Here is a 15480-nt window from a genome sequence, read left to right on the forward strand (position 1 = left end):
TTAGTTCGACTAAATCTAAAACTTTTAAGATTCGTTCCGCTTCCTTTTTGTATCGATCAGGAAGTAAAGCTACAGAAACTTCTCTGGATGCTTTTGTTCGTAAATGCTTTTTGGTGATTTCAGTCAAACCGGCTTGAGTGAATAAACTGTGAAGTCGATTCTTACCTTGCGTCAGTTGCCTTGTCCAGTTCTCATGCTCTGTACACAATCGCCGATTATCTTCCTCTTCATCCGTGGGAATCGGAACAACCGGTAATTCTTCTATTGGATAACGTTGAATGAGCCTGGCTATTTTTAAACTGTCTTCTTTATCAGTCTTTTTCAAAGATTGATAGATCGTTGCTAAGTCTCCGGGATTCAAGACAATTACTTGAATCCCTTTGTTTAAAATTGATTTTGCAATTCTAAAAGATTGAGAGCCCGCTTCCAGACCTACAATATCATTTAAAGTCAGCCATTTTAATAAACTGCTAATACCGCTTTCCGTTGTACTGAATTGCCGACGTTCGAGCGAGTTCTCCGAATTAATTCGAACAACCTCTAAACTTTTCTTTCCGCAATCAATTCCTACATACTTGATTTCTTGACTGTTCATTTCTTTTCTCCTAAAATGACAGAGGGCGGAAGGTCTTAACAAAGCCGGGTGATATCACCAGCACTCCTATTCGCGGTCGACTTTGTTAAGCCGCCACACTTTGGTTTGCGGTGGCCGATTTAGATTCATCTATGGACCGGGGTCTAAGCCCCAAGAGAGCGATCAATCTGCCATCGGCCTTCTTGACTCCGTCGAATCAAGAATATCACACTTCGAGCTGTCTTACGTCCAAGAATCATACTAATCTATGGATCGAAACATAATAATCACTTTTGCACTTGTCATAACGAACTTACGTTAATACAAAAATCCTGTCAGAGACAACTCTACGTTCCATTCTTTTAGATTCATGTAATTTTTATAATGCCCGAGATGTTGGGAAAGGATATCGCTTTCATTCAATCCGCCTTTGGTTGCAAAATGACCGTCCCCGAAAAGCCTGTGTTCGTTGAGTTTTATAAAGACCAGATAATTTCCGAAAATTCTTCCCGCGCTTGCGTTGAAGTCGATTCCGAAGCCGGAAACGTCTCCGATAAAATTGAGAGCCCTTTGGTAGTGAAAATCCCGGAAATGTCCCGTCCAAAAAATACCGGAGAACGAGGTTTCAAAAAACCATTCCCCGTTCGAATATCGATACCCGAGGCCCAGCGGAAATTCATAAGTCGAATACGAAAGACTTAGGCCGGAGCCGATTCTATTCAGAAAAATTGGATTGGAATCGAAGAATTGGAACACGTCATAAAGCACGTATTTCATAAACGTATATTGAAAACCTCCCGTGAGAAAAAGACCCTTTCCTTCCTTTCTAAAATCGGGGTCCGTGTCTCCGAAATATCTTCTTAAGATGAGGGATTGCCTCTGTTGTTTCATCGATAGGCGACCTTTTCCGTCCGCAAAATTCCGGGAACCGATGAACGTATAAGGAGTATCGTAGAACGTAAATTCTCTCGTTGAAATTTTGGTTCCTCTTTCGATGGTGGGAGCGCCTAGAAAGAAATCCTCGTCCCTCCCCTCACCCGCGTTCACATAACGTCCGGTGGTTTTTAAATTCAGATCGGCCTCCCATTTTTGCCAACGAAGTGTGAACCCCAGTCCGCCGTAGTTGAAGTCTCTCGCATACGTGATCCTCGAACCCCCGCGAAGTCCCGAAAGATTCGGGTACTTGGTTCCGGTTTCGAAAATGTTGTCTCCTCCGTTTCGTCCCGCAAGTATCGTAAAAGAGGATTGCCTGATCAGTTTTTTAAAAAAAGTCTCTTCCGGGATTTGTTTTTCTTTTTCCTGAACGGGTTTAGGAGGTTCTTCCGGGCTTGGAAGGGCCACTTGCGTGTAGGCCGGTCCGATCGATAAAAGATAAATGCTAAGGATCGCTAAATTTTTTGCGGAGAGTTTTTTTATTTTCATGAGTTTACTTTTGTTTTTGAATTGGGCCCACGGTTACGGGGTGCAATCATTTCACCCCGGACGGTTGTTCGAACGACCAAGACAGATTACCCGCCCTACCCTACCCACGCAATACAGTTTTTAACTCGCGGGAATCGATGGGACATAGTATTGATTTGACAAAGTGAGTGTGTTCGGACGATCCTGGTTCCGAGAAATGAGTTCCAAAAATCTAACGATCCGACAGATTTTAGACGAGTTCGATATTTCCTCCGAGGAGGAATTTCTATCCAAGGTGAAGGAATGGAAAATTCCGACTTCGGGGAAAGGAAAATTCGAACGGGAAGTGATAGAAAAATACTTTCAGCAAACGAATGAGCGCGTCTACGATTCCGCGATTATCGCCGTCTCCAATCAGAAAGGCGGGGAAGGTAAAACCACGGTTTCCGTTTGTTTGGCGGAGGCTCTTTCCAAGTCGGCTCCCGTGCTTCTTGTGGACTGGGATGCCCAGGCGAACATCACTCAACTTTTTTTCGGCTCCGTGGAAAAATCGGTCTTTCATTCCTTGGGTTACAGGGGCGAAGATCCGATCCCGGTAAAGGATCTGCTTGTGCGGCTTGCGCCGGATTTGGACGTATTACCTTCTTCCATTCACCTTGCGAACTTTACGACTCCGTACGAAAGGGACGATTTCGAACTTTTAAAGGACGCACTTAAACCGATTCGTTCCGGCTATAAATATATCATCATTGATTGTCCGCCTTCTCTCGGTTTGATTTTGGAGAACGCTTTGATCGCGGCCGATCACGTTTTGGTCCCGATTCAGACACGAGCTTTCAGCGTTCAAGGTCTAAAGGATTTGCATTCCACAATTCTAAAAATAAAAAAAAAGGCGAACCCGTCTCTCAATCTTTTGGGAGCCGTCCTCAATCAGTACGAAGACACTCGGGCGCTCGCCGGACTTGCGGACGCTATTCGGAAATATTTCGAAGTTTTTGATACCGTCGTGTATAGGAGAGAGTCGATCCCTCAGGCTCAGGCTAAGAAAAAACTTTTGGGAGATTACGACAGCAAGGTCATGCAGATGTTTTCTTCCTTGGCGGATGAATTGAAAGAGAGGATTTCAAATGGCTAAACGTTCCGATTTTGCGGGTATGGATCTTCTTACTGCGTTCGGAGAAAAAGAATCCTCGAAGGCCGAGATTTCGCTTTCGGATATAGTTCCGAATCCGACCCAACCTCGAGTTTTCGGAAAGGAGGAGGTTTCCGATCTTTCGGAGTCGATGAAACGTCTGGGCCTGATCGAACCGATCGTGGTCAAAAAGCAGGGAAAAAAATATCAGATCGTTGCGGGGGAAAGAAGATACCAAGCCGCCAAAATCCTTAAATGGGATAAGATCGCAGCGATCGAAACGTCGGCCTCCGAAGACAGATGTTTTGAAATGGCGCTCGCCGAAAACGAGAAACGTAAAAGCCTGAATCCCTGGGAAGTCGGACGTGCGATCCAGTTTTTAAGAAAGGAAAAAAGAAAAACCGCTGAAGAAGTTTCCAAAGTTTTGGGTTTTACCGAAAGATACGTAAAACAATTGAGTTCGATTGCGAGGTTGGATCAAAAGTCGGTGGAGGATCTACTCCGATCCGGAAAGGACGCCTCCGTAAAAAATCTGGAAGCCCTTTTGAAACACAAGGAAGGAAGGGGGGGTGAAATGATTTCATCCCGGAAATCGGCGCCTTTAAAGGTGGTCGTTCAGTTGGGAAAACTCGCCTCGAATCAGAGGGAAAAGTTTTTAAAAGAACTCTCCTCTCTGAAAAAGAAATACGGAATCAAAGGTTGATTTTTCAAACGGAGAAAATATGAAACTCGCTATCATAGCCGGTTCGCACAGAAAAATATCCCAGTCGACCAAGGTCGCAAAGTGGATGGAAACCCGTCTCGAATCGTTCGGTCATCAATCCTGGATTTTAGATTTAGGCGTTCATAAACTTCCGGTATGGGACGATTCTTTTTGGGACGGAGGTGACGATTGGGATCGGATCTGGAAACCGATCGAGTCCGAACTTAAAAACGCAGACGCTTTTGTTTTTGTTACGCCGGAATATTCCGGGATGGCTTCTCCGGGGCTCAAGAATTTTCTTCTTTATTGTAACTCTTCCTTACTCGGTCACAAACCGGTTTTGATCGGCGCGGTTTCCGCGAGCAGGGGAGGCGCTTACCCGATCGCGGAACTTAGAATGAGCAGTTATAAAAACACGAAACTTTGTTATATTCCGGAGCATGTCATCGTTCGAGACGCGGAACACGTTCTCAACGGTCCGGAATCGGCAAGTAAGGAAGATTCTTATATCCGCGATCGGATCGACTTCACCCTCAAAATTCTCGTGAGTTACGGAGATGCGTTGAAAATCGTCCGCGATTCCGGCGTAACCTTTAAAAAAGAATTTTCAAACGGGATGTAGGTTTCCAGGATTTCTACTTAACGTGGATTCGACGGTTGAAAAATCGGGCGGCCCCTCGCCGGTTTTTTTACGGAAAAAACCAACGAGGGGCCGCGCTTTCAGCTATAGTCAATAAATTGTATGAAAAAAACGTTATACGATATATCGCCTTTAGTTTCAATTTATTGACTCCGCATCAATCGCTTTCGCATTGATTTACGTTATTTGCGTTTTAGTTTCCTTGGGTCGCTCTATGGATCGCGGAACAAGCCCGGCCTGCGCTTTTTTCGTTTTGATTTTGTTATACGATGAGCTCGAAGCGCAGGAGCGCCCGTTTATTTCTTTGGCTTTGCTCGGGAGTCGCCGCGTCGAAAGATCAAACCCGCCGCGTTGATCATAAACAACCAGATAAAAAGGGGAACGACTACGTTCGCAAATCCGACGATCCAAATCATAGGCCAGGCAAAACCCCGATGAAAAGGATTCCAGGCGTGCATCCAGTGGATGAGGATAGGATGGAGTAAAAAAATTCCCATGCTGTTTTTTCCGACGAAAGCGAAAACGGAGACGAATCCTTTATGTCTCTTTCGGTCCTGGGCGTTTTCCGCCCATAGAAAAAGGAAGAGGAACACGGCAAGCGGGTAAAAGATCAGGTGGTTGGATGAATCGAATTTCCAGAGATAACCCGCGATCCCCACTACGACTAAATACGATAAGATCCCGTAGAAAAGAATTTTCCTGAAAGAGTAGGGGAATCGAGGGGATTTCGTTCTTTCGGAAAGTCGTAAAAAAGCATTCGGTTCTTTGAACCATTTTCCAGCTAACAATCCGAAGGTGAAAAAGAAAATAAACCCGGTCGGTAGAACGGGTTCGATCGTTTTTAACAAGGGGATTTCGAAATGACGAAATGCGTGATTCGACAAAAAATTCAAGAAAAGGGCAGTCACGATAAGGATGAAAACCGACTTGGGAGATTCCGGTAGAATCCGTTTCAAAAAAGGGAATATTAGATAAAAGGAAACTAAAAGGGGAACGAAGTAATAGGGCGCACACCAGGTTCCGAGCAGAACCCCGTTTAAATATTCGCTCCAGTTGGGAAGGGTTTGTAGTTTTACATAAGCGGCAAAAAAACTTACGATAAAATAAGGAACCAAGAGGGAAAGGATCTTAGGTTTCCAATAATCTTTCCAATTTGTGAACTTTAAAAAAATCCCGGAAGAAAGAATAAAGGCCGGAACTCCGAATCTGGATAAGTTCGAAAGTGCGAGGGTAAACGCGGAAGGTTTTTCGTCGGGACCGAAATATTGATAATACGAATTCACATGAATGAAAACGATTCCGGTGATGGCAAGTCCTCGAATGAAATCCACGGATTGACTTCTGTTACTCGAGGCTTCTTTTTTTGGAGAAGACAGAAGGATTTGAGAAGGGACGTCGGAAAGAATACACGTTAGGATCAGTATACAAAGTCCGAAGAGATCTATAAATAGGGAAAGATTTGAAATCATAAAAGAATGTGCTTTTTTTGAAAGTGTAATTAAGTCAGTATGCGATTTATTGATATAGAAGTAAATCTTTTAGGTCGGTTTAAAAAATGAACAAGTTGGAGATCCCAGCCGGTGGAGTTGTTTTTAAGGAAGGCGATTCGAATAACGCGATGTATGTGATTCTTTCAGGCTCCGTCGAAGTTTTTTTTACGCGAAAGCATATAGTTCAACGTCTTGCGGTGATGAAAAAAGGGGATTTTTTCGGAGAGATGGCCTTGTTCCGCGCCATGCCTAGGACCGCGACCGCAAAGGCGATTTTGGATTGTCAACTCGCCGTTATCGAGAGTAAACAACAACTTGAAAAATTCCTAATCAAAAATCCGGATTTTTCGGCCAAGATGGTTCGAATCCTTGCCGATCGTTTGGCGAACACCGACGCGATTTTGAGTTCAAAGCTGGAAGAATATTGCGGCGAGTAACTCCAAAACAACCGTCGGCATTACCCGAGGGATCCGAAAGAAATAGCGAACGAGAGTGGAAAAAAGTAAAAAGATTCAAATAACATAAAAATCGTACAAGGCGCTTTCGGAAGTTTTTAAGAAAAGGATTTTCCTTGAAATTAATGTTTGAAGCGGGTTATAATTCTGCACTAGTTGTCTTAGATGAAAAACGTAATCATTACCGGTGCAAGTTCCGGAATCGGAAAAGAATTAGCGAGGATCTACGCTCAAGCGGGAGCTAACGTGGGCCTTACCGCAAGAAGAAAGGATTCACTCAAAAAAATCGCGGACGAATTGAAATCTTCCGGCGCCAAGGGTAAAATTCTTTTTGCAACTTTGGACGTTTCCGACGCGGATCAGAATTTTAAAGTCATTCCCAAATTGGCAAAGGAACTCGGAGGTTTGGACCTGATCGTTTTGAACGCGGGAATTTCAACGACTTCTTCTTTCGGAGGAAGAAGTTTTGAAGCCGATCGTGCCGTGATCGAGACCAATTTGATCGGCGCTATGGCCGGTGTGGAGGCGGCTCTGCCGATCTTTCAAAAACAAAAATCGGGACAAATCGTCGCGATCTCATCGGTCGCTTCCTTTAGAGGGCTTCCGGGTTCGGCAAGTTATTCTTCGTCGAAGGCCGGTCTTTCCGTTTACATGGAGGCTCTTCGAGGAGAAGTGAAACGATACGGAATTTCGGTGACGGTGATTCATCCCGGATTTATAGACACTCCGATCAACAATCAAATGAAATCTCGTCCGTTTGTAATTCCCGTGGAACGAGGCGCACAAAAAATATATAAAAGAATTGAAAACAAAGTTTTATCGGCTACAGTTCCTTGGTTCCCGTGGGCCTTCCTGGGTTATATTATGAAACGAATCCCCGAATTTTTATGGTCGAAGATCAGTCTGAAATAAACAACACTTTTGAAAAACAAAACCCGCGAGGAGGAAATCCGATTCGGGTTTTGTTCGTTTGTCTCGGAAACATTTGCAGATCTCCCGCCGCGGAAGGCGCCTTTCTGGATTTGATCCAGAAAAAAAATTTGGAATCTTCCTTCTTCGTGGATTCTTGCGGAACGTCCAGATATCATATCGGAGAACTTCCGGATCCTAGAACGAGACAGGCCGCGCGTAAAAAGGGGATCGAACTTACTCACCGGGCGAGGCAGTTTCGAAAGGAAGACTTTCGGGAATTCGATTACATTCTTACGATGGATAAGTCCAATCAGAAAGACGTTTTGTACCTCGCTGCTTCGGACGAAGAAAGAAAGAAGGTTCAACTCTTTCGGTTTTTTCAAAAGGATTCCAAAAAAGATTCCGAGGTTCCCGATCCGTATTACGGAACTCTGAAGGACTTTGACGAAGTGCAAAATATTGTCTCCGATACCGCGGAAGACTTTCTCGATTTCCTACTCTCTAGAAAACTGGATTTAAAAGCCTAATCCGGAAGCGGGAGAACATTTTCACACATGAGTGAATCCAGGAAAAAGAAAGTCGTCGTCATCGGCGCGGGGTTCGGCGGTTTACAAGCCGTTAAAAAACTCTCTCAAAACGAAAACCTCGATATTACCGTAATCGATAAAAAAAATCACCACCTCTTTCAACCCCTTCTCTATCAAGTGGCGACCGCGGTTTTAAGCCCTGCTGATATCGCGATTCCCACCCGTTCCCTGGTAGGGGAGAGTAAAAACGTGACCGTGGTTTTGGGAGAGGCGACAAAAATCGATCCCGCCTCAAAAACCGTTTATTATCAAAACACTTCAACAAATTATGATTATCTAATATTGGCGGCCGGCGCGAAATCCAGTTATTTCGGAAACGATCACTGGGAAAAACATACGATCGGTCTGAAAAATCTAAAGGACGCTTTGAAGATCCGTCATAAACTTTTGATATCCTTTGAAAAGGCGGAGTTGTCCGGTGATCCCGAAGTCGTTAAATCCCTTTTGAACTATGTCATCATCGGCGGAGGGCCGACCGGAGTGGAACTTGCGGGTTCCATCGCGGAACTTTCCCACCATATCATTCGGGACGAATTTCATACGATCGATCCCGCCTTATCCAAGATCACTTTGATCGAGGCTTCTCCCAGATTGCTTATGACCTTCGACGCTTCTTTGGGAGAATTTACCAAAAAACGTCTGGAAAGTAGGGGAGTGGAAGTTTTGACCGGAACCCGCGTCATCGATATCAACGAACGGGGGGTGCAACTCGAAGAAAAAATGATTTCTACTCAAACGGTGATCTGGGCGGCCGGTGTTCAAGCCAACACCATCGCATCCACGTTAGGCGTAACATTGGATCGGGGCGGAAGGGTGACGGTGGACGAATTTTGTAATATAGAAGGTCATCCGGAAGTTTTTGTCATCGGGGACATCGCTAATTATTCGAAGGGACTGGAGCGTCCTTTGCCCGGGGTTTCTCCGGTTGCGATGCAACAGGGAAGATACGTCGCGGCTTTGATTCAAAACGACCTGAAAAATAAAAAACGAAAACCCTTTCATTATATCGATAAGGGTTCTATGGCTACGATCGGAAGAACGGACGCGGTCGCTCAAGTGGGAGTTTTCAAGCTGAAGGGGCTTTTCGGTTGGTTCGCTTGGCTTTTCGTTCACTTATTCTATCAGGTAGGATTTAAGAATAAGGTCACGATTATGATTACTTGGGTTTGGTCTTATATCGCTTTCAGGGCGGAAGCGAGAGTGATTCAGGACGAGGTCAGCGCGGACAAGGATTGATCGGATTAGATTTATACAAATTCATATTTTTGTATATACGGATGTCACGCGCAGGTTGAAAATTGTTTGAACGAAAATACTTTAAATATTCGTTAACTATCATAAGCTTGTTGCTCGGAGCCATAGAATAGAGTTTCCGGAATTCTGCTTTTAAACGGAGATTCGTCTCAAAATTTACGGTAATCTAATATATAAATCAGAAAAACTCAGTTTTACTTTCAAACGGAGTATCCTGAGGAAAACGGTTGTTAGCCGATCAGTTTGAGTCCGGTTATCTTTGCGATCTTGGAGAATATTTTATCTTCGGTGATCAGATAGCCGCCCAGTTCCAACGCGCACTGGCAGATATGCGCGTCCGCGATGGAAACGGACAAGCCTTTGGAATAAAGTTTGGATCGCAGTAGTCCCGTCTTAAACCAGGATTCGATTTCATTTCCGCAGAGAGGTAAATCTTCGAAAAAGTCCTTCATCAGAGATTGGTCCGATTTGGAGCGGATTCCGCTTAGAAGTTCCGCGGCAACGATCGGAGAGAGATAGGCTCTTCCCTCTTTGATGGCGTCGTCTATGGTTTCATTTCCAACTTTGAAGTAACTGATAAAACTGGAAGTATCAACGACGAGCGCGCTCACGGCTCGTATCCAGATCGATTTGAATTTTGATTTTTCCTTTGAGTTTTTGAGCTTTGTCGTAAGCCCTGCTTCTTTTGAGTAGTTCGAGTCCCATCACGATCGTTTCCGTAATTCCCTTTCCCGTGACAAGCCTGGCTTCTCTTAAAAGATTTTCGGGAAGATTGGCCGTAATTCGTTTGTCGTGCGCTTGAGCGATCATACTTAGATCTGTATCGGGATACAGACGAATGTCAATAAGAAAAGGAGAGCCGCCCCGCCGAAAACGAAACGGTTTCGTCGTCGTTCCGAAGACGGAAACGTGCCGATTTGCGCTTAAAAAAATTCTTGAATACTCGCTTCTTGCGGCAAAAATGCCCCGTGAAATGAATCCTTCGTTTTGGACAGGCAAAACCATCGTGGTCACGGGAGGTTCTTCCGGAATCGGAGAGGCGATTCTCGGTATTCTTTCCAAATTGGATTGTAAGCTCATCAATCTCTCCAGAACACAACCAGAACTTTTAAATCGAAAAAAGGATCTTATCGCCGACTTGGTCCATATCCCGACCGATCTGAGTTCCGAAAAGGAAATCGACAAGGCGGTCAAAAAAATTTCCAAAGATTATCGAAGTATCGACGTTCTTTTTGCAAACGCAGGGATTACGACGCATTCCCGGTTTGACGGAACACAGATCCAAACCTTTCGCAAAACGTTCGATATCAATTTTTTCGGTCCTATCTATCTCATTCAAAGATTGTTGCCTCAAATCAAACTGAGCCGAGGTTGTGTGATCGCCACGTCCACGGTAAGCGGGCTTTACGGTATTCCGGGTAGAAGCGCGTATTCCTCCTCTAAGTCCGCGTTACACGCCGTTTTGGAAGCGGCAAGAATCGAACTCTCCGAAGAAGGTTTGTCGTTTATCATTTTCTGTCCTCCTTATACCAAAACGAAACTCCGCAAATCCGGTTTGGACGGAGACGGAAACGTTTTGAACGAGGGACAATATCCGAGTAGTAAGATCAAATCGCCGGACGAGGTCGCGTTAAAAATGATCGATTCGGTGGAAGATCCGGAATCCAGGTTGGTCATCATGGACAGTTCCGGTTTCTTTTTAAAATGGCTGCGTAACATCGCGCCCGCTTTTTTGGAACGAACTCTATTCAAAAAACTTTATAAAGATTTTCACTAGAAGGGAAGTATGGAAACCAGAAGTATTATCAAGGAATTTCAGTTCGACTATCCTCTGATGAGAGTTTGGAACGCGGTCACCGTAAACGAAGAGTTGATTCACTGGCTCGCGGATAAGGTCACGGGTCGTCCGAAAGAAGGAGCTGACTTCGCTTGGACGTGGAAACTCGGAATGGAAGGGGATCTTACGACGAACGGAATTTATAAAAAGATAATACCTTTAAAAGAATTGATACTACTTTGGCAGAATCATCCCGCGGGTGACATCGAATTGAAGTTGGAGTTTCATTCTTTGGGCGAGACTTCTTCCAAACTGGTACTTACGAATTCGGGTTATCCGGTAGGCGATAAGTATGACGTTTGGGTCGAAGCCGCTTCCGAAGGTTGGGAAGAAGAAGGGAAACATTTGAAAGATTACCTAAAAAAATCTTGAACGTGCAAGGCCTCTAAAAAAGATGGTAAAAGGAACCTATTTAGGAAAGGTGATTTTTACCTGTGCAACTACCCGAATTAGAGACTTACTTTCAAACCCTCACAGACCTCACCGATACGATAGCCGTGGTCAATTCTCCCTACGAATCGGACTTCGACAACGATATCGGACAGTTGGAACAATATTTTACGGACATCACTTCCAGACCTTGGGAAGTTTCGGAAAGAGATTACTTCAATCTTTTTTCCAGTCACTTTACGTTTCACACAAAGATCGTGGAAGAAATCATTCACGAAGCGAGACGAGTATTGATGCCCGAAAGAAGAAGTTACGTCAAACGTTTGGTCGCTTATCATAAACACGCGGGAGAATGGTTTGCGGAGTTGCAAAGAAAACGCAAACAGTTCTCGCAGAAAGACATGGTAATCGCCTGATTTCATTTGACAGCTTCCCGTATCTCAAAGAACCTGAGCCGGTGTTTTTACCGGCTCTTCTTCCTTCAAATTCCAAAGATCAAATATATCGAGCGGCTTTTGTTCGGAGAATCCCTTGAAGTCCAAACCCTTCCTCTGGTATCCGGTTCTGCTCTTTTCGGCGATCTTTCTATTCGACAAAATTTTCTTTTTGGATAAGGTCAGGGACTACGTTAAACAGGAATTTACGTATATCTACTACGACGTCAAAAAGGAACTTCTGCAAGAGATCGTTTCCAAATACGGTTCGGAAGGAGAATATTCCAAAAATCCGGAAAAGAAAAAAAAACTCATGATCCTCATGGGCTCTTCTCGGATGCTCTATTTTCAAAATTCAGATCTTCAAGCCTTTTATCCGGATTGGGATATCTACAATCTTTCTTCCGCCGTTACGACTCCCGCCTACTATCTTTACTTTTTGGAAGGGCTTGCAAACGGAGGAGTGAACCCCGATTTGATCGTGATCGAAAGCGATCCGTTTCAGTTTAACAAAAACGGTACTACATTCAAAAAATCGAATTTAGCAAACAGCTTCGATCCTATCTTTATTCTAAAATACGCATGGACTTTCGGAAAGGAAAACGTGAACTATTACTTCGCGAATTTTCTTTTCGGCGTGAGTTATAACAAACCTTATATCGGAAACGTCCTCAAACGTCTGAAAAACGAAAATTTCGAAATCGGCGAAATGCTTAAGGCGATGACGATCGCCACTTTAAAAACCGACAAGGGAAACGCCGTTTCTCCCGCGGGCGCCTATGTGGAAAAGGATTTCGGTAAGATCCAGGAATCCGCACGTAAAACGATCGGTTGGATTTATCCTTCTTACGCCCCTTCGCCGATGCAGTACGAGTTTTATCAAAAAATTTTAAACTTACTTCTCGAAAAAAAATGGAGAACCTTGTTCGTAAAACCGGGGACGTCGGCTCCGATGGAAAAAGTTTTGAACGAACTGAACGTTCCCGAACCTTGGTTTCAAATCGTAAGACCGATGCACGAGAAAGCGGGAATTCCCTTGTTGGACATGAGCAAGGATTCTTACTACGCCTGCAATACTTATGCGGACAGCGGTCATATCTCCTTGGATTGTTATCGTCCTTTCATTCGATTCATTCTGCTTCACTACTATCTGGACAAAAGATAAATTTCCGGGAACGTTCTTGTTTAACTTGATTCGCCGTAGAAAAAAAGCGGGGATCAATCTCCATCCTTCGTCGAAGGTCCGATCGTTTTTGAATCGGCCTAACTCGCATCCGTCCGTGATTTCGGAATTTCTTGACTTTTAAATTCGGCTCGTTAACGTTTGCGGGAAGTTCGCTAACTTTCAAGGAATAATCATGAAACAACTTTGTTTAGCTCTTATCGCGATTGCGGCCGTTTCTTGTTCTACGATTCCAGGCGTGGAAAATAAAGGAAAGGATCAGGAAATTCAAATTCTACCTCCTAATATCCGCGTGGAAAAATATAAGGAAACCTTTAATATGAAAGCCGAAGGCCCCGTCGTTACGGATTGCGGCGGCAAACCCTGTACTCCGGAACAACTCGACGGATTAAAACCGGATCAGATCAAGAAGTTCAAAAAGAACGGAGCCTGGAAAGAATATCAGGAAAAAGAAGACTCCGCTACGAAAAAGAAAATCAGCGTTCTCATCCGAACCGGCGAATATAAGGACGATAAAAGGGAAGGTTCTTGGAAAACCCTTTACGAAACCGGAGAGGTTCTTCGCGACACTCCTTACGCGGCCGGAGTGAAAGAAGGAGAGGAGAAAAAACTCAAAAGAGACGGAGTTCAAACCGAAAGCACTTCCTACAAAGCGGATAAGAAGAACGGACCTTATTGGAAAAAGAACAACGAAGGTCTGATGGACGAGGAAGGTTCTTATAAGGACGACCAAAAAGACGGACTCTGGACCGAATACTACGCGGACCCCGGACAAAACGGAGCTAAGAAAAAAGTTTCCAACTATTCCAACGGACAAAAACAAGGCGCCGAAACTTCTTATCATAAGGACGGAAGTACGGTTCAGAGCGAAGGTTCCTACAAGGACGATTTGAGAACGGGCATCTGGAAGACCTACTACGACAACGGAGTTCTCCAAATGGAAGGCGGTTATAAACCGAAGTTGGAGCCGGGAACCGAAAAGGAAAAAGATCCGAAAGAGAAAAAAGCGCTTCGTTCGGGTTACTGGAAAGAATATTACAAAAACGGAAACGTCTTTGCGGAAGGTCAGAGAGAACATACTCGCAAAGGAGTTTGGAAGTTCAACTGGAACAACGGAAATCCGGCTTACAAAGGCGAGATGATGAACGAGTTTATGATGTCTTCCGCCGAAGCCTATAACAAGGAAGGGCAGTTGATCGGAAAGGGGAAACTTCAGTTTTCGATCATGAACATAGACGAGGCTACGAATGAACTCAAAGCTAGCTACAAACCCGATATTCCGTTTACGTATTATAAAGACGGCAAAAAGCAGTTTGAGATCGTGAGCGACACGAAGGCGATCGAATACGACGAAAACGGAGTGAAAATCGGCGAAGGGCCGATTATGGCAGGAACGAACAAAAAACACGACTGCTGGACCACACGTTCCGGAAAAGTATATTACATTAACGGAAACGAAAACAAAAGAATGGGAGAGATGCAGGGATGTAAGTAGTTCCGCCCGTTCACCGATAATATCATATGAACACTGAAAACTCTTCCCGATCCTTTTGGAAGCGCGATCTGGCGATTTTTTTTCCCACAGCGATTTTGTTTTTTATTCTGGGTTTTATCCCGAGAACCTGCGGTTCGGGTATTCAAAGAACCGCAAAGGTGACGTATAACGGATCTTTTACGCAAGGGCTTCTCGTATCCATCGATCAAAAAACGTTGAAGATCGCTGACCCGGATCAGGAAATTCCTACGGACCTGGTCGAAAAGATAGAATTTTTATCCGAAGAAAAATCCTCCGACGAACTTTCCGCAAACGATAAACTTTTCGTAGGCACGTATCAACTGAACGTCGGTCCGCACAAAGGCACGCTTCAATTTTTCGGAGGAAAGAACGGAAAACTCTACGGAGTTTTAAAATTCTCAAACTGGGGAAAGGGCAAACCCGAATTCCTCGGAGGAGTTTTTACAAAAGGGAATCAAATTCAATTCGTCCGTTCCTGTGTCGGCGTGAAATGTTCCGACATCGGAAGTAACGTTCCGTTCTCGCAAAAATATACGGGAGTTTTGGAAGGCCGATCGATTTCGGGAACGTATCGGGGAAACAACAGTTCCGGCAATTGGGACGCAAAACGATAACGGGAAACGTTTTTTCGAGTTACGTTTGAATGGCGCCTCGAACCTTTGCGCTGCGCTCAAAAGTTCGACCGCGCTCTGCCGCGACTTCGCCTAACGGCTCCGGTTCTTCGAACCGCGTTCCGCGTCGCTCGGATCGCTGGCGCCGTTACTTGGATCTGAAGATCAATCTGTCGGAATTACGACAATCCTCCGTGATATGCGAGCCCCGCCCGTGTTTGGGTGGTGGGGCGGGAGGTGGGAAAGGCTCGGGAGGCTTTTCTCTATCAGAAAATCATACTTTTTGCAAGTAAAAAGCTCCATTCTTGTCGGAACACTTGCGTTTTATTGTATGTAATGTAAAGTCCTAACCTCTAAATCT

General features: G+C 44.6%; 18 protein-coding genes. 13 read left to right on the top strand and 5 right to left on the bottom strand.

Annotation, left to right across the window (positions count from 1 at the left end):
• Both LEP1GSC194_RS19920 and LEP1GSC194_RS19925 read right to left on the bottom strand, forming a co-directional pair.
• On the bottom strand, positions 1-595 hold a 595-nt coding region (locus LEP1GSC194_RS19920), incomplete at its 3' end, for an IS110 family transposase (protein WP_036040806.1).
• 297 nt (positions 596-892) lie between these two features.
• Positions 893-1996: a putative porin gene (locus tag LEP1GSC194_RS19925; RefSeq protein WP_020775293.1), complete on the bottom strand. Its 1104-nt coding sequence runs from the start codon at positions 1994-1996 to the stop codon at positions 893-895.
• A gap of 196 nt (positions 1997-2192) precedes the next feature.
• Between LEP1GSC194_RS19925 and LEP1GSC194_RS19930 the strand changes: the two genes are divergently transcribed.
• From LEP1GSC194_RS19930 to LEP1GSC194_RS19940, 3 genes are read left to right on the top strand one after another with little or no spacing between them, the layout of a single operon-like run.
• Positions 2193-3110 carry a ParA family protein gene (locus tag LEP1GSC194_RS19930; RefSeq protein ID WP_036043887.1) on the top strand — a complete coding sequence of 306 codons (918 nt, stop codon included), beginning with the start codon at positions 2193-2195 and terminating at the stop codon, positions 3108-3110.
• Entirely contained in the window at positions 3103-3810 is a 708-nt protein-coding gene (locus tag LEP1GSC194_RS19935) for a ParB/RepB/Spo0J family partition protein (protein ID WP_020775285.1), read from the top strand. Before LEP1GSC194_RS19930 ends, LEP1GSC194_RS19935 begins: the two co-directional genes overlap by 8 nt.
• 19 nt (positions 3811-3829) lie before the next feature.
• On the top strand, positions 3830-4432 hold the full coding sequence (locus tag LEP1GSC194_RS19940) for an NADPH-dependent FMN reductase (RefSeq protein WP_017809499.1): 603 nt from the start codon (positions 3830-3832) through the stop codon (positions 4430-4432).
• A 314-nt stretch (positions 4433-4746) separates the two neighbouring features.
• Here LEP1GSC194_RS19940 and LEP1GSC194_RS19945 read toward each other — a convergent pair whose 3' ends face one another.
• Entirely contained in the window at positions 4747-5919 is a 1173-nt protein-coding gene (locus LEP1GSC194_RS19945) for an acyltransferase (protein ID WP_020775295.1), read from the bottom strand.
• An 86-nt stretch (positions 5920-6005) separates the two neighbouring features.
• On the opposite strand from LEP1GSC194_RS19945, the gene LEP1GSC194_RS19950 reads away from it, so the two are divergent.
• From LEP1GSC194_RS19950 to LEP1GSC194_RS19965, 4 genes are all read left to right on the top strand, one after another.
• Positions 6006-6377, top strand: coding sequence for a cyclic nucleotide-binding domain-containing protein (locus LEP1GSC194_RS19950; RefSeq protein ID WP_017809497.1), 372 nt, complete (start codon positions 6006-6008; stop codon positions 6375-6377).
• 183 nt (positions 6378-6560) lie between these two features.
• Positions 6561-7307, top strand: coding sequence for an SDR family oxidoreductase (locus LEP1GSC194_RS19955; protein WP_017808299.1), 747 nt, complete (start codon positions 6561-6563; stop codon positions 7305-7307).
• Positions 7283-7834: a low molecular weight protein-tyrosine-phosphatase gene (locus LEP1GSC194_RS19960; protein ID WP_020775289.1), complete on the top strand. Its 552-nt coding sequence runs from the start codon at positions 7283-7285 to the stop codon at positions 7832-7834. Before LEP1GSC194_RS19955 ends, LEP1GSC194_RS19960 begins: the two co-directional genes overlap by 25 nt.
• 27 nt (positions 7835-7861) lie before the next feature.
• Positions 7862-9130, top strand: a complete 1269-nt coding sequence (locus LEP1GSC194_RS19965; RefSeq protein ID WP_020775292.1) for an NAD(P)/FAD-dependent oxidoreductase — start codon at positions 7862-7864, stop codon at positions 9128-9130.
• Positions 9131-9378: 248 nt separating this feature from the next.
• On the opposite strand, the gene LEP1GSC194_RS19970 is transcribed toward LEP1GSC194_RS19965, so the two are convergent.
• Together LEP1GSC194_RS19970 and LEP1GSC194_RS19975 are read right to left on the bottom strand one after the other, a co-directional pair.
• Positions 9379-9759, bottom strand: coding sequence for a PIN domain-containing protein (locus LEP1GSC194_RS19970; protein ID WP_020775290.1), 381 nt, complete (start codon positions 9757-9759; stop codon positions 9379-9381).
• Positions 9740-9958, bottom strand: a complete 219-nt coding sequence (locus LEP1GSC194_RS19975) for a hypothetical protein (protein ID WP_020775291.1) — start codon at positions 9956-9958, stop codon at positions 9740-9742. Before LEP1GSC194_RS19975 ends, LEP1GSC194_RS19970 begins: the two co-directional genes overlap by 20 nt.
• Positions 9959-10109: 151 nt before the next feature.
• Here LEP1GSC194_RS19975 and LEP1GSC194_RS19980 point away from each other — a divergent pair, with 151 nt between their 5' ends.
• The 6 genes from LEP1GSC194_RS19980 to LEP1GSC194_RS20005 all read left to right on the top strand — a co-directional run bounded on the left by LEP1GSC194_RS19980 (position 10110) and on the right by LEP1GSC194_RS20005 (position 15122).
• Positions 10110-10925, top strand: a complete 816-nt coding sequence (locus LEP1GSC194_RS19980) for an SDR family NAD(P)-dependent oxidoreductase (RefSeq protein WP_231384531.1) — start codon at positions 10110-10112, stop codon at positions 10923-10925.
• A gap of 9 nt (positions 10926-10934) precedes the next feature.
• On the top strand, positions 10935-11357 hold the full coding sequence (locus tag LEP1GSC194_RS19985; RefSeq protein ID WP_020775294.1) for an SRPBCC family protein: 423 nt from the start codon (positions 10935-10937) through the stop codon (positions 11355-11357).
• 62 nt (positions 11358-11419) lie between these two features.
• On the top strand, positions 11420-11791 hold the full coding sequence (locus tag LEP1GSC194_RS19990; RefSeq protein ID WP_036043890.1) for a PIN domain-containing protein: 372 nt from the start codon (positions 11420-11422) through the stop codon (positions 11789-11791).
• Between the two features lie 115 nt (positions 11792-11906).
• Positions 11907-12974: a DUF1574 domain-containing protein gene (locus LEP1GSC194_RS19995; protein WP_036043892.1), complete on the top strand. Its 1068-nt coding sequence runs from the start codon at positions 11907-11909 to the stop codon at positions 12972-12974.
• 193 nt (positions 12975-13167) lie between these two features.
• A complete protein-coding gene (locus LEP1GSC194_RS20000) occupies positions 13168-14487 on the top strand; it encodes an LIC20035 family adhesin (RefSeq protein WP_020775287.1) in 1320 nt (439 codons plus the stop codon).
• Between the two features lie 26 nt (positions 14488-14513).
• Positions 14514-15122 (top strand): LIC20036 family protein, encoded by a 609-nt coding sequence (locus LEP1GSC194_RS20005; protein ID WP_017810080.1) that lies wholly within the window; start codon positions 14514-14516, stop codon positions 15120-15122.
• The last annotated feature ends 358 nt before the right edge of the window (positions 15123-15480 follow it).

The organism is Leptospira alstonii serovar Sichuan str. 79601, from assembly GCF_000347175.1.
Classification (GTDB): Bacteria; Spirochaetota; Leptospiria; order Leptospirales; family Leptospiraceae; genus Leptospira; species Leptospira alstonii.

What these genes read in the sequence shown, in the direction of transcription:
- LEP1GSC194_RS19985 (WP_020775294.1), top strand. Translation starts at nt 10,935, where the DNA reads ATGGAAACCAGAAGTATTATCAAGGAATTTCAGTTCGACTATCCTCTG.
- LEP1GSC194_RS19980 (WP_231384531.1), top strand. Translation starts at nt 10,110, where the DNA reads ATGCCCCGTGAAATGAATCCTTCGTTTTGGACAGGCAAAACCATCGTG.
- LEP1GSC194_RS19945 (WP_020775295.1), bottom strand. Translation starts at nt 5,919, where the DNA reads ATGATTTCAAATCTTTCCCTATTTATAGATCTCTTCGGACTTTGTATA.
- LEP1GSC194_RS19940 (WP_017809499.1), top strand. Translation starts at nt 3,830, where the DNA reads ATGAAACTCGCTATCATAGCCGGTTCGCACAGAAAAATATCCCAGTCG.
- LEP1GSC194_RS19965 (WP_020775292.1), top strand. Translation starts at nt 7,862, where the DNA reads ATGAGTGAATCCAGGAAAAAGAAAGTCGTCGTCATCGGCGCGGGGTTC.
- LEP1GSC194_RS19975 (WP_020775291.1), bottom strand. Translation starts at nt 9,958, where the DNA reads ATGATCGCTCAAGCGCACGACAAACGAATTACGGCCAATCTTCCCGAA.
- LEP1GSC194_RS19960 (WP_020775289.1), top strand. Translation starts at nt 7,283, where the DNA reads ATGGTCGAAGATCAGTCTGAAATAAACAACACTTTTGAAAAACAAAAC.
- LEP1GSC194_RS20000 (WP_020775287.1), top strand. Translation starts at nt 13,168, where the DNA reads ATGAAACAACTTTGTTTAGCTCTTATCGCGATTGCGGCCGTTTCTTGT.
- LEP1GSC194_RS19935 (WP_020775285.1), top strand. Translation starts at nt 3,103, where the DNA reads ATGGCTAAACGTTCCGATTTTGCGGGTATGGATCTTCTTACTGCGTTC.
- LEP1GSC194_RS19930 (WP_036043887.1), top strand. Translation starts at nt 2,193, where the DNA reads ATGAGTTCCAAAAATCTAACGATCCGACAGATTTTAGACGAGTTCGAT.
- LEP1GSC194_RS20005 (WP_017810080.1), top strand. Translation starts at nt 14,514, where the DNA reads ATGAACACTGAAAACTCTTCCCGATCCTTTTGGAAGCGCGATCTGGCG.
- LEP1GSC194_RS19955 (WP_017808299.1), top strand. Translation starts at nt 6,561, where the DNA reads ATGAAAAACGTAATCATTACCGGTGCAAGTTCCGGAATCGGAAAAGAA.
- LEP1GSC194_RS19950 (WP_017809497.1), top strand. Translation starts at nt 6,006, where the DNA reads ATGAACAAGTTGGAGATCCCAGCCGGTGGAGTTGTTTTTAAGGAAGGC.
- LEP1GSC194_RS19925 (WP_020775293.1), bottom strand. Translation starts at nt 1,996, where the DNA reads ATGAAAATAAAAAAACTCTCCGCAAAAAATTTAGCGATCCTTAGCATT.